Here is a 12,939-nt window from a genome sequence, read left to right on the forward strand (position 1 = left end):
TATAGAGATTGCAATGATAAGCCCCCAACAGGTTGAGGAAATGATCAGGTCGCAAATTCCAGATGCCGAGGTTCAGGTGCAAGACTTGACGGGCGGTGGCGATCATTATCAAGTGACGGTGGTTTCGTCTCAATTTGAGAATAAAGGACTAGTACAACAACATCAACTGGTTTATGGTGCTCTACGGCAAGCTATGTCCTCTGAAGCTATTCACGCCTTAGCACTAAAAACTTACACTCCTCAAGCTTGGCAGGCAGTTGGTTGAGCAACAACTATGAGGAGGTCTATAAATCCTGGCAGCACAGTAAACCTTAGCATGAGTAGGAAAAATTATGACTCCAGAAGCACAACAGCGCATTGATCATCTGATCAAAGAAAACAAAATTATGGTTTTCATGAAGGGCACAAAACTAATGCCCCAATGTGGTTTCTCTAACAATGTAGTGCAAATCCTTAATACATTAGGAGTTCCTTTTGAAACTGTAGATGTTTTAGAAGATTACGAGATCCGCCAAGGAATCAAAGAGTACTCTAATTGGCCAACAATTCCTCAAGTTTACATCAATGGTGAATTTGTGGGTGGCTCTGATATTTTGATTGAAATGTACCAGAAAGGCGAACTACAACAGTTAGTAGAAGTAGCACTTGCTTCGTAAATAGCTTATTTGTTTAATTAATTCCCCTGCGGTTGTTACGCCAGCGAGGGGATTTATTTTTGCATCATAAATCTCCTTATGTGCTATGACAATCGTATTAAACTTAATGGTATTTGTGCTAATAGTAGTCTGACTCGGGTTCAGGTTGAGCTAATTCAAAATTATACGGATCGTAGAGAAATCGAACGGTTTCTTCTTCTAATTGATGGATTAAGTAAGGTTCAATAGCGCTACTTTGGTGCAAAGCTGCTAAATAACCATCTAAGTAAAGTCGTAAATCATCTGCGCGATAGCCGCGATTCCACATATCGACGAAGGCGTCGGTAATTTTTTGATAGAAGCGAATAGTTGAAGTATCTTGAAGCATGGTGAAGGCTCAAACAACAAATAAATGTAAAATTACCAGAATAAAAATATCTCTATATACAGTTTAATTCTATTTGCGTTCTAGGTTTTGTCGTAGCTTAAATAATAACGTTGTCAACTTACCTAAGTGAATAGCAGTTATAGAGATATTCAATACTTCCTGACGTTGTTGGTAGTAATAATTACGATCGCAATTTATTTTATTTTTATCGTAATCAGAGAAGCTATCAGTGTCATATATCTACTGGGTTATTTTACTTAGGAAAATTAACTAAAAAACTGAGTATCTGACGCTATCGAGCCATGCACAAGTTGTAAAAAGAGCTATTTGTCTTCAATACAGTAAAGTTATTTAAGCTAGTGACCTGCGATATATCTCAAGATAGCCAATGGACTATTAACGTTAGATTTATAATCTAGAAATAAAGCTGATTTAATACAGCCTTCGAGTGCGCCAATTTTCCAAATCAGTAGAGTAACTGATCCAACTACGAAAAGACAATCGCGCCCATCGTAGCAATAGTTACAAAACCATAACTCTGGCTTTGGTACTTTTGGAGTCACACGAACGCAAAGGAAACTTGCCACAGTGGGTTCGGTTTGTATTGAAATTGTTGAGGGAAATCCGCATTTGCGATCGCTACTTAGTTGGCACTTGCAACAAGTAGGCTATCGAGTACACCAAGCCGCGAGTCTTTATCAAGCACAAGAAGTATTCCTGGTGCGCCAACCAACACTTGTGATTCTTGATGCAGAACTTAAAGATAGTGAAAGTATGGAATTTTGCCGCTGGTTGCAACGACAGCAACAGCCCTTAATTTTAATGCTATCGACTCGCAACTCAGAAGCAGATGTTGTTGCCGGATTAAAAGCAGGGGCAGATGATTATCTTGCCAAACCTTTCGGGATGCAGGAATTCTTAGCACGAGTAGAAGCCTTAATTCGTCGCAAGCGTACTCCAGTAGCACCAGCATACTTAGACTACGGAGCGCTACAAATTGATCTAGTACAAAGACGTGTCTGCTTTCACGGAGAATTTATCGATTTAACTCCTCAAGAATTCAGTTTACTGTATGTCTTAGCACAAGCTGGAGGAATTCCCTTAAGTCGCTTAGAACTACTACGTCGTGCTTGGCCTGAAGCTATCGATAATCCTCGTACGATTGATACGCATGTCCTGTCCTTGCGCAAGAAAGTTGAGCGCGATCCGCGACAACCAAATTTGATTCAAACTGTGCGGAATGTAGGCTATCGCTTCAATATGGAATTACTGGATAATAACATTAGTCAAGCACCTGAGGTTGTACATCGCAGACAAATCGCTACAGAACATGTGAATCCTCAACCTTCAGCCCTTAGTAGACAGTTTTAGAGTGAGAATCGCTAGTGGTTAGTAAATAGTTTTAAATTTTGAGTTTTGAATTAAATTTGCTTAAACTCAACACTCCCTGTCTCCCCCAGCTCAAGAACAGCTCTTCGTTATATGTAGCAATCTTAAAGTAAAACGATATAATTCGTGCTGTTGTCATTTAAAGAGTATTCGTGGATCAGCAAAATATTGGCGTAGCGGTTGTTGGAACTGGTTTTGGTCAAAAAGTCCATATTCCTGGGTTTCAAGCACATCATCGTACGCAAGTGGTTGCTATTTACCACAGAGATCGCGACAAAGCTACAGCGATCGCACAATCTCATAACATTCCCTATGCTTGTCAATCAATTACAGAAGTTGTTTCACTACCAGAAGTACAAGCTGTCAGCATCGCAACCCCACCATTTTTGCATTACGAAATGGCAAAATCCGTTCTACAAGCTGGAAAACATCTATTACTCGAAAAACCAACAACGCTTGCGGTTACACAAGCACAGGAGTTGCACCAACTCGCGCAAGCTAACCGCGCTGTGAGTGCACTTGATTTTGAATTTCGGTTTGTTCCTGCGTGGCAACGTTTTGCCGAACTACTCAGCGAAGGATATGTTGGCAATAAACGTTTAGTAAAGATTGATTGGCTTGTTTCTAGCCGTGCAGATGCCTCGCGACCTTGGAATTGGTACTCTCAAAAAGAGAAAGGCGGCGGTGCTTTGGGTGCTTTGGCTTCCCATACTTTTGATTATGTCAGTTGGCTATTTGGTTCTGTACAAAGGCTATTTGCCCATTTAAATACAGCAATTTCCCTGCGTCCAGATCATACTGGGGAGATGAAGCCTGTTGATGCAGATGATACTTGTCTACTGATATTAGAGTTAGCAGATGGTACTCCCTGCAATGTTTGTATTAGTGCAAGTACGTTTCAAGGACGGGGGCACTGGATTGAGGTTTACGGCGATCGCGGTACTTTAGTTTTAGGAAGCGACAATCAAAAAGATTACGTACATGGTTTTCGTCTTTGGGCTGCACCTGTGGGTGAATCTCTCACCGAAATAGAAATTCCTCAACGTTTAGACTTTCCTCGAACTTATCCTGATGGTCGCATTGCGCCGTTTATTCGAGTCGTGGATCGTTGGGTACAAGGAATTGACGTGGGTGAGTCTTTGACACCATCTTTGAAAGAAGGTGTGTACTCACAGTTACTGATGGATCTCAGTCATATTTCCCACAATAGTAGTAGTTGGGTAGATGTTCCTGATTTTACAAATACGTAGCTTTAACAGAGCGATCGCGCAGCGTAACAGTACAAGTAAACAAGCCTAACCTAATGATGGTTCTCCCAGCTCCTTTATACACCACAAGCTATGGCGCAGCGTATGTTGGTGATTCACTCGTACTGCTAGATCAGATTGAAACTGATTCTATTGATTTAGTATTGACTTCACCACCTTTTGCCCTACAACGTCAAAAAACTTACGGTAATGTTGAACAAGCAGATTATGTAGAGTGGCTATTTGCTTTCTGCAAGAAGATTTATCGAGTTCTTTCGCCAACTGGTAGCTTTGTACTTGATTTGGGGGGAGCATATCAAAGTAAACGCCCAGTGCGATCGCTTTACAATTACCAGATTCTCCTTAAACTTTGTGACGAATTAGACTTTAGACTTGCACAAGAATTCTTTTGGTTTAATCCTGCAAAACTTCCTTCACCAATTGAGTGGGTAAACAAGCGCAAAATCCGCGCTAAGGATGCTGTAAACACAGTTTGGTGGTTGTCGAAAATTGATAACCCTAAAGCTAATGTGAGTAATGTTTTAGTTCCTTACTCGGAGCGAATGAAGAAGCTACATACAAATCCTCAAAAGTACTATAAACCGCAAGAAAGACCTTCTGGACATAATATTAGTAAAAGTTTTGCTACAGATAATGGTGGTGCTATTCCTTCAAACTTACTAGAAATTCCCAATACCGAAAGTAATTCTCAGTATATTCAATTATGTAAATCTATTTCTATCTCTCCACATCCAGCAAGGTTTCCTCAAAAGCTACCAATGTTTTTTATTAATTTTTTGACTGAACCAGGAGATACAGTCTTAGATATATTTGCTGGTTCAAACACTACAGGATTTGTAGCTGAAGAATTAGAAAGAAAATGGATAGCTTTTGAAGAGAAATTACCGTATTTAGCCGCTTCAGCTTTTCGCTTTTTAGGCAAAAACCAAAATCAAGAAATTCTTAATCTATACAACAAACTTCTTTGTCAGCAAGAGTCGATCTCTATAACTAATTCACAGCATTTTGTTATTGATCGGCAGGTAAGATACCTACCTCAAATTTAATACCCCTCTGTCGTCACTTTCCGAAATCAACAAGTACTAGATAAACCCTTTCATCCAGAAGAATAAAAGAATTTGAATTGATTCATTGCACTAATTAGGTGATTAAATCCAAGCCATAAATTAGAATTGGGAAACATATCTACCCCAGGATAAATCAACCAAAATAGTAAGAATGGTTGAACAATTAATCGAAAACTATTTAGCACATTCTTCCATCTGCTTTCATGATTCCATTGTTGATGATTAGAAAAATCTTCCCAATAACTTTTTTGTACCTCAGTTTCAATTTGCTCGGATTCATCTAAAGCTAAAAAAGCTGGAGAATTTAAACTAATCATTGTATAAACACAAAAAATAATCTCCCACCACTTCTCAATCTGCTCGAAATTAGTAAAACGATAATCTGTCCAGCCCAATTCCTGTTTACACTGCCGGAAACCATATTCTACCCTTGTTTTTAATCCAGATAAGTCACCTAAAATTTTCTTCAAATCCCCTTGAAGATTCGTCAGAATGAATGAGTAATGATTGTGCAGTTTTTATACTTACAAATGCGCGCTATTTCTGGTAATGATTTTCTTTTGATTGGGGAAATTATTCCCAAATGTAAATACTTGAAGCACTCATAATTTCTGACCTCTTTAAATCAGTCTTTATACTCGGCACAATATTCATCTATGATGGCAACTGTGGGATGGGCATAAGAAAGCCAAATGCTTTAGAATTTGTAACTCTACATCCATTGACCTGTCTACTTTATAGATATTTATCTTTCAATTCCTTTATTGATTGTTTTCGGAAAGTGATAGAAGAGGGATACTAATATCAAATCCGGTTGATTAGTGATAACAAAAATGGTCAGTAAAGGTGAAGGGTGACTAGTAACTAGTCAATAGTAACAGCGTAACGATACTGATATTCTGGTTATTTAACCGGAGATGATAAATACATAGGCAAAATTAATTACACAGGATAAAATTAGAGTTGGCGAGAGACAAGTGAAAGCTAATGCGGCGATTGGGAGAGAAGCTGAGTTCAGAAACAGAAAAAATGCTCAGGAGAATTCAAAAAGAAAGTAAGCATCATCAAGTCAGGCAAAGAGCGCATTGTATTTTGTTAATTCATGAAGGATTTACGATTGAACAACTAGTAAAAATTTTTCAAGTCAGTCGAAAAACCATCTATAACTGGATAACTGCGTGGTTAAACAATAAATGATTAGGACTATATAATCAACCAGGACGTGGCAGAAAACAGACTTTTACTCTCAACCAAAAAGAACAAATTAAATACTGGGCAAAACAAACACCAAAAAACCTCAAGCAGGTGTGGACACAGATTAAAAAAAACGGGGAATTACAGTAAGTATTGACACTATTAAACGAGTTTTAAAAGCTGTGATGATGAGTTGGAGACGACTAAAAAAGAGGGTACTGTGGAGAAACAGACCCGATTGAATATGCACAAAAGTAGCAGCTAGAAGAATTAAGAAAGTTACATAGTCTGGGTGAGATTGATTTAAGGTACTTAGATGAGACAGGTTTTTGCTTAATGTCTTATGTTCCTTATGCATGGCAAGAAAAAGGAAAAACAATTGAATTAAGAAGCTGTCAAAGCCAGCGGTTAAATGTTTTAGGATTACTCAATCAAGAGCGCGAGTTAGAAGCTTACATACTTGAAGGTAAAATCACAAGTGATGTAGTAATTTGTTGCCTTGATAAGTTTTGCCAAACCATCCAGAAGAAAACAGTAGTAGTTATGAATAAAGCTTCATTTCATTGCAGCCAGAAGATTAAAGCAAAAATCGACGAGTGGCGAGATCATCACTTAGAAATTTTCTGGCTACCTGCATATTCTCCACAACTGAATCTTATTGAAATCCTCTGGTGCTTTATGAAATATGACTGGATAGAAATTAATGTCTATGAGAGTTGGGTAAGTTTAGTAAATTATGTTGAAAAAGTGCTGCGAGAATTTGGCAAAGGCTATGTAATTAATTTTGCTTGAATACTTATAAGCTCTTTTCTGAAACCATTAAAAAGCCTCCTAAGAGTAGGAGGCTTAAAGGCTGCCAATATTAAGATGGTCGTATGACAACTTAGGGACAGTAGGAACTTAGCTTGCAATGTACTCTTGTACATTTGCTCTCCGGCGACGCAGGTGTGCTAAAGCTTGATGCTCTAGTTGTCTTACTCGTTCGCGGCTAAGGTTGAGACGTTCGCCTACTTTTGCAAGAGAAAGTTCGTTACCATCTTGTAATCCAAATCGCAGGTTCAAGACTTCTCGCTGTTGTGGGGTCAGTTCCGCCATCAAATGATCTAAATCTTGGCGTAGCGACTCTTGAGTCATGTAATGCTCTGGAGATGGTCCTTCATCTTCTAGCAAGTCTTGTAACTCTGTGTCTTGGTTATCGCCAACACGAACATCTAGAGAAACTGGCTGACGGGCAAGATTTAAGTACTCGCGAATTTGGCTTGGTTCAAGTTCTAACTCCGTTGCAATTTCTGCTGGGGTAGGACTGCGACCTAAACGCTGTGCCAATTCTCGTTGGACTTTCTTAATCTTATTCAATTTTTCTGTGATGTGGATAGGTAGACGAATTGTGCGGGCTTGTTGAGCGATCGCACGAGTAATTGCCTGGCGAATCCACCAATATGCGTAGGTAGAAAACTTATAACCGCGTGTAGGGTCGAACTTTTCAACACCACGCTCAAGTCCCATTGTTCCTTCCTGAATCAAGTCCAGGAATTCCATGTTACGCTTTTGATACTTTTTGGCGATCGCAACTACTAAGCGCAAGTTCGCCTCGATCATCTTCTGCTTGGCTCGTTGTCCCCGCCGCACAACGTCGTGTATATCAGCTTCAGACATGTTCACATGTGAAGCCCACTCTTGTGCTGTTGGTTCGCGGTGCAATTTTTTTGCTAAAGCTTCTTTGGCATCTAGCACAGACATCATTTGCTGCACCTGTTTGCCGTAGATAATTTCTTGCTCACGAGTTAGTAGTGGTACACGACCGATCTCGCGCAAATAAGTGCGCACCATATCAGCCGTGAATCGGGTGTTGGTGTTTTCTTCGGTTGGGGTGTTAACAGTGGGCATTGGTGCGTCGTCAACTCCGTAAACAAATCAGATACTTTTTGGCTGGGACAGAGGGGGAAAGGGATTGCAAACTTTATATCAGGAACATTAACTAAATCTCGGTGGATAGGCATCCTACAGAAGATGTAGAGACGATAATCCCTTGGGGATATTTCCCCGCGCATTCAGGTTTATTGTTGCTGTAGAGTCACATTCGCTTGGTCAAGCTAGAAATTTATCAATCGACTACATCCCATTAAGTTGAAGTCATAATGACTTTATTATTAATCTTATAGTAAATCTCAAGAAGAGTAAAGCCTAACAGGTATTAAAGAAAAATAAACATTGTAACTATTACTATGATGACTTAGCTAGCCCTCAAGTGAATGCTCATCAGTATCCGGATAACCGAAGTCTAGATGGGGTACATTCCACATTGAGTGTTTATATGCTGTCTTGATGTGGGGAAGTTGGGAGTTACGAGTCGTGAAATGTTGAGTTATGAGTTAAGAAAATTCAAAATAATTGCCTTTGGCACGCTTACGCGAACAAAACTCAAAACTGAGAACTCAAAGTAAGCCAGTAGCTGTAATGGTAATGACAGGATAGGAGCTAACAACTTTCTGATGACAGCTAAAAATCTTAGCGTTAACAAAAGCTTATATATTACTATACTGTTAAGATACATTAAGATTTCCGTAATTCCACGAATTAAATTTGTGGATATATATCTTTAGATAGTTGTATATATCTTGAAATAATAAACTGGTGAGATTGAGGTAGATGAAAATTCTCGTTTTGACTTGGGAGTTTCCACCTCGAATTGTTGGGGGAATTGCCCGCCACGTAGCGGAGTTGTATCCAGAACTTGTCAAGCTTGGGCATGAAATTCATTTAATGACAGTAGAATTTGGGCAAGCACCTTTATATGAAGTTGTAGATGGAATTCATGTACACCGCTTACCAGTAGCACCAGCTAACGACTTTTTTCACTGGGTAGTGAATTTTAACGAGAGTATGGGGCATCATGGAGCGAAACTGATGCTAGAGGATGGTCCTTTTGACATCATTCATGCGCATGACTGGCTGGTAGGAGATGCCGCGATCGCCCTTAAGCATAACTTCAAAGTTCCTTTAATTGCCACAATCCATGCAACTGAACACGGTCGTCACAATGGCATTTACAACGATATTCAGCAGTATATTGACGGCAAGGAAAAGCTATTAGCATACAACGCTTGGCGAGTGATAGTGTGTACCGACTATATGCGTCGAGAAGTTGAATGGGCGCTACAAACTCCTTGGAACAAAATTGATGTTATCTTTAACGGTATTCGTCCTGAGAAAAAGCGTCACCATGAATTTGATGCGATGAACTTGCGTCGCCAGTTTGCCGAGGATGGAGAAAGTATTGTGTACTATGTAGGTCGCATGACCTATGAAAAAGGTGTTTCAGTGTTACTCAATGCCGCTCCCAAAGTTTTGTGGGAAATGGAGGGTCGTGTTAAGTTTGTCATGGTTGGTGGTGGACATGTTGACCACTTGAAACGCCAAGCGTGGGATTTAGGCATCTGGGATAAGTGCTATTTCACAGGTTTCATGAGTGACGAACCACTCAATAAATTTCAAACAATCGCAGATTGTGCTGTATTTCCCAGCCTCTACGAACCTTTTGGAATTGTCGCATTAGAAAGCTTTGCCGCAAGAGTTCCTGTCGTAGTCTCTGATACAGGTGGTTTACCAGAAGTTGTTCAGCACACGAAGACTGGGATTGTGACTTGGACAAACAATCCAGATTCTCTTGCTTGGGGAATTTTGGAGATTTTAAAGAATCCTGGTTATAAACAATGGTTGATTGATAATGCTTACGAAGATTTAGAGCGACGGTTTAATTGGTATAAATTAGCACAGCAAACAGAGAATGTTTACAATCAGGTGATAGAAGAGCGATCGCAAGTTTTTTGGATGTAGATTTCCTGCGACTGAAGTCTGGGCTACTCAAACAAGGTTTACCTGCGCACACTATAGCGATCCGAGTATTAACAAATCCGCCTCCGTGGATAAGGTTTATTAAGCTACGAATTTATTCGCCAAGCTAGCAGCAATTTTCTGCAGTATACACTGAACGAATTTGCTGGCGTATACTCATGAGAATTTTTCCTAGATGGTTTTGACCTGTTTTGTTTACACCACAACCCCAGTAATAATCAGTAGGTGAGTTTTCGACAAGGATCGTATCTCCAGTAGAAAGTAAAATCGCTTGAATATCTTTGTGTGTTAGAAATTTTTGCAAGACAGCTTCTCGCATCACAGGGATTTTGACTTGCTCCCAATCGGGACGTACTTGGCGCGTGCAATCACGTCCTAAAGCGGCTGCTTCTTCTGGAGTTTTTACTGCATAAATCACAGGAATGATTGTTGTAGCTTCTGCTGTCCCAACAAACTTTTGTGCTTGATAATAGTGCTCTACAGTTTGCCAATGTTTATCCTGTAAGAAAACTCCGTGAGGTGAAAAATTAGAAAAACAGCCATAAGGCTCATTCACCTTGTAAAAGTAAATAGTCATCTTTCACACATCTTGTACATGCCCATTATCATGCCTATAGATAGAGCAAGCACCAAATTTTATTTTTTAAATTAAGTAGCAGCAAGTACTACCAGTTAGTCACTGTTCCTTTTTAGAACGGCATTGTTAGGTAATTGAGGTGTTCAGATGGATGCGCAAGACGAGACGCAACGCTACAGCCCATTAGTTGCAGCTGGTGTTTTCCTTGGTCTAGGTTTAGGAGGGTTCTTCGATGGTATTCTACTGCACCAAATCCTTCAGTGGCATCATATGCTAAGTAGTATTCGCCCTGCTATAACTGTTCCGGAATTAGAGCTAAATATGGTTGGAGATGGTTTGTTTGAGGCGGGTACGTGGTTGATGACAATTGTGGGAGTTGTTTTACTTTGGCAAGCAGGGAAGCGTAATCATGTACCTTGGTCGTCTCGTGTTTTTTTTGGCTCGATTCTCGTCGGTGCAGGAACATTTAATCTAGTAGAGGGATTGATTGATCATCAGATTCTTGGTATTCACCACGTTAAACCAGGAGCAAACGAGTTCATTTGGGATGTCGGCTTTCTCGTTGTTGGAGCAATTCTTGTCATAATTGGATGGCTTTTCGTTCGTGCTGGGCAAGAGGCGATCGCTAAATAATCATAGATAAAAATCTATGAACGCTTGAAATGGTAATAGTGTAAGTTTTTAATCTGCTGTGTAATACTGCTACTTACAACCAAATTACGGCATTCCTACCAAATTACCGTAGATTAATAGAGTAAATACATGAGTAAGCTATCTGTCCAAAATTTGGTTACGAGTCAATACACCAAAAAAAGCCGAGATGTAGATAGTGCTACACAGGTACAACGCTGACCAAATATTATTTTGATTCTTGCAGATGATTTAGGATATGGCGATCTTGGCTGTTATGGACAGAAGCATATTAAAACACCATCACTCGACAAAATGGCGAGAGAAGAAATGTGTTTTACTGACTTTTACTCTGGCAGTACAGTTTGCGCTCCTTCGCGTTGTACGCTAATGACTGGCTATCATACAGGTTATTGCCGGATACGTAGTAACAACAGTGCAGATGATATTTTCCTACTAGCAGAAGACATTACCGTAGCCGAGATTCTCAAAGCAGCAGGGTACAGCAGTGCAATGTTTGGTAAATGGGGTTTAGGGGGAACTGGTTCTACAGGAGAGCCACATCTGAAAGGTTTTGATGAATGGTTCGGCTACCTAAATCACGTACATGCCCATGATTATTATCCTAGCTATCTTTGGAAAAATCAGCAAAAAATTTCAATTTCACCAGGTATATACTCGCATAATTTGTTTACTCACGAAGCGCTAGATTTTATTCGACGCAAGCGAGACGAGGCATTTTTCTTATATCTACCTTACACCATCCCTCATACTAATAATGAGTTGGGGGATGAGGGAATGCAAGTACCAAGTGATGCTTGGTCACAACAGCAAAAAAATTATGCTGCGATGATTTCTCTTCTAAACGCAGACGTAGGTAAAATTTTGGCATTGTTAGCAGAACTAGGTTTAGAGGAAGATACAAGAGTTTTCTTTAGCAGCGACAATGAACCACACGAAGAAGGTGGTGCTACTGCAGAATTCTTTGATAGTAATGGACTGCTTAATGGCATTAAGCGCGATTTATATGATGGTGGTGTCCGCATACTGATGATTGCTCGTTGGTTAGGAACAATTCAACCAGGGCAAGAGAATCATCAGCCTTATGGACTATGGGGCGTTGCATAATAGAAGGATGAATTGAGGCGAGTCTTGATGCAATGCCCAGAATGTCAATGGCATGGGTTTTCGAGGGATTGAACGGGTGATGGGCGTTCACCATACAACTGCGATCTACTGGGTTAAGCAGACTGGACAACATCTGGCAGATGCCTATGACCCAGACGGCATTCCCGAAGTTGGAGAACTTGATGAACTCGAAACCTTTGTCGGATCAAAAAAAACAAAATCTGGCTATGGACAGCAGTAGACCATTTCAGAGCAGGCATTTTAGGCGCTTGTGTTGGACGACCATAGTGCAAAGTCATTTAAGCCGTTGTGGTCGATTGTGGAAAGATGGAGCGTTTATCCCAGCTTCATCCCAGCAGGAGACCAGATTGTGAGTAAGACCTACATGACGCGGGTGGAAGGTGAAAACACAAGGCTTAGACACTACTTGGCGCGAGTGCATCGCAAGAGTTTGTGCTACTCGAAGTCGGAAGAAATGCTGCGATGCTCAATTCGGTTGCTACTGCACTATCTCAAATTTTGGGACGTACCGATTCCTGCCTGATTCATCTCACCATTCAGTAACACCAGAATTAGATGATATAGCCTTACACAATCAGATTAGGACGTTATTATAGGGGCAGAGGAGAGTTGAGGAAGTGCCCATGCCCGCCCCCTACAGTTACGACCTGCGCCGCAAAGGCTGGCGGCAGTGAAACACGGCGAACGCAAAAGTGCAGTGTGTCGGATGTTGAATATCAGCCGCAATACCTTAGACCTGTGGTTGAAACGCGAGGCACAAACGGGGGATTGTCGAGCGATCACCACT

The 12,939-nt window shown here is 40.5% G+C and carries 11 protein-coding genes and 4 pseudogenes; 11 read left to right on the forward strand and 4 right to left on the reverse strand.

Annotation, left to right across the window (positions count from 1 at the left end; all coding sequences use genetic code 11):
• Positions 1 to 13 precede the first annotated feature (13 nt).
• Positions 14 to 265 (forward strand): BolA family protein, encoded by a 252-nt coding sequence (locus IQ230_RS13640; protein ID WP_193932515.1) that lies wholly within the window; start codon positions 14 to 16, stop codon positions 263 to 265.
• A gap of 67 nt (positions 266 to 332) precedes the next feature.
• Positions 333 to 656, forward strand: coding sequence for a Grx4 family monothiol glutaredoxin (gene grxD, locus IQ230_RS13645; protein ID WP_193932516.1), 324 nt, complete (start codon positions 333 to 335; stop codon positions 654 to 656).
• Between the two features lie 118 nt (positions 657 to 774).
• On the opposite strand, the gene IQ230_RS13650 is transcribed toward grxD, so the two are convergent.
• On the reverse strand, positions 775 to 1,023 hold the full coding sequence (locus tag IQ230_RS13650; RefSeq protein WP_193932517.1) for a DUF6761 family protein: 249 nt from the start codon (positions 1,021 to 1,023) through the stop codon (positions 775 to 777).
• Positions 1,024 to 1,611: 588 nt separating this feature from the next.
• On the opposite strand from IQ230_RS13650, the gene IQ230_RS13655 reads away from it, so the two are divergent.
• The 3 genes from IQ230_RS13655 to IQ230_RS13665 all read left to right on the forward strand — a co-directional run bounded on the left by IQ230_RS13655 (position 1,612) and on the right by IQ230_RS13665 (position 4,726).
• Complete coding sequence (locus IQ230_RS13655) at positions 1,612 to 2,394, forward strand: response regulator transcription factor (protein WP_193932518.1); 783 nt, start codon at positions 1,612 to 1,614, stop codon at positions 2,392 to 2,394.
• 170 nt (positions 2,395 to 2,564) lie between these two features.
• Complete coding sequence (locus IQ230_RS13660) at positions 2,565 to 3,662, forward strand: Gfo/Idh/MocA family protein (protein WP_193932519.1); 1,098 nt, start codon at positions 2,565 to 2,567, stop codon at positions 3,660 to 3,662.
• A 53-nt stretch (positions 3,663 to 3,715) separates the two neighbouring features.
• A complete protein-coding gene (locus IQ230_RS13665; RefSeq protein WP_228054894.1) occupies positions 3,716 to 4,726 on the forward strand; it encodes a DNA-methyltransferase in 1,011 nt (336 codons plus the stop codon).
• Positions 4,727 to 4,776: 50 nt separating this feature from the next.
• On the opposite strand, the pseudogene IQ230_RS13670 reads toward IQ230_RS13665, so the two are convergent.
• Positions 4,777 to 5,469 (reverse strand): annotated as a pseudogene (locus IQ230_RS13670) (hypothetical protein).
• A gap of 265 nt (positions 5,470 to 5,734) precedes the next feature.
• On the opposite strand from IQ230_RS13670, the pseudogene IQ230_RS13675 reads away from it, so the two are divergent.
• Positions 5,735 to 6,733 (forward strand): annotated as a pseudogene (locus IQ230_RS13675) (IS630 family transposase).
• A gap of 108 nt (positions 6,734 to 6,841) precedes the next feature.
• Here IQ230_RS13675 and IQ230_RS13680 read toward each other — a convergent pair.
• The gene (locus IQ230_RS13680; protein ID WP_193932520.1) at positions 6,842 to 7,828 is read right to left on the reverse strand and encodes an RNA polymerase sigma factor, RpoD/SigA family; all 987 of its coding nucleotides are present in this window, start codon (positions 7,826 to 7,828) and stop codon (positions 6,842 to 6,844) included.
• A 762-nt stretch (positions 7,829 to 8,590) separates the two neighbouring features.
• On the opposite strand from IQ230_RS13680, the gene IQ230_RS13685 reads away from it, so the two are divergent.
• Entirely contained in the window at positions 8,591 to 9,778 is a 1,188-nt protein-coding gene (locus IQ230_RS13685; protein WP_193932521.1) for a glycosyltransferase family 4 protein, read from the forward strand.
• 124 nt (positions 9,779 to 9,902) lie between these two features.
• Here IQ230_RS13685 and IQ230_RS13690 read toward each other — a convergent pair whose 3' ends face one another.
• The gene (locus IQ230_RS13690; protein ID WP_193932522.1) at positions 9,903 to 10,373 is read right to left on the reverse strand and encodes an NADAR family protein; all 471 of its coding nucleotides are present in this window, start codon (positions 10,371 to 10,373) and stop codon (positions 9,903 to 9,905) included.
• Positions 10,374 to 10,520: 147 nt separating this feature from the next.
• Here IQ230_RS13690 and IQ230_RS13695 point away from each other — a divergent pair, with 147 nt between their 5' ends.
• The 4 genes and pseudogenes from IQ230_RS13695 to IQ230_RS13710 form a co-directional block, all read left to right on the forward strand.
• Positions 10,521 to 11,006, forward strand: a complete 486-nt coding sequence (locus tag IQ230_RS13695) for a DUF2243 domain-containing protein (RefSeq protein WP_193932523.1) — start codon at positions 10,521 to 10,523, stop codon at positions 11,004 to 11,006.
• Between the two features lie 231 nt (positions 11,007 to 11,237).
• Positions 11,238 to 12,131: a sulfatase-like hydrolase/transferase gene (locus tag IQ230_RS13700; RefSeq protein ID WP_193932524.1), complete on the forward strand. Its 894-nt coding sequence runs from the start codon at positions 11,238 to 11,240 to the stop codon at positions 12,129 to 12,131.
• Positions 12,132 to 12,159: 28 nt separating this feature from the next.
• Positions 12,160 to 12,675: pseudogene (locus tag IQ230_RS13705) on the forward strand (IS1 family transposase); the annotation flags it as partial.
• A 100-nt stretch (positions 12,676 to 12,775) separates the two neighbouring features.
• Positions 12,776 to 12,939: pseudogene (locus IQ230_RS13710) on the forward strand (helix-turn-helix domain-containing protein); the annotation flags it as partial.

Source organism: Gloeocapsopsis crepidinum LEGE 06123 (genome assembly GCF_015207655.1).
Lineage (GTDB): Bacteria > Cyanobacteriota > Cyanobacteriia > Cyanobacteriales > Chroococcidiopsidaceae > Gloeocapsopsis > Gloeocapsopsis crepidinum.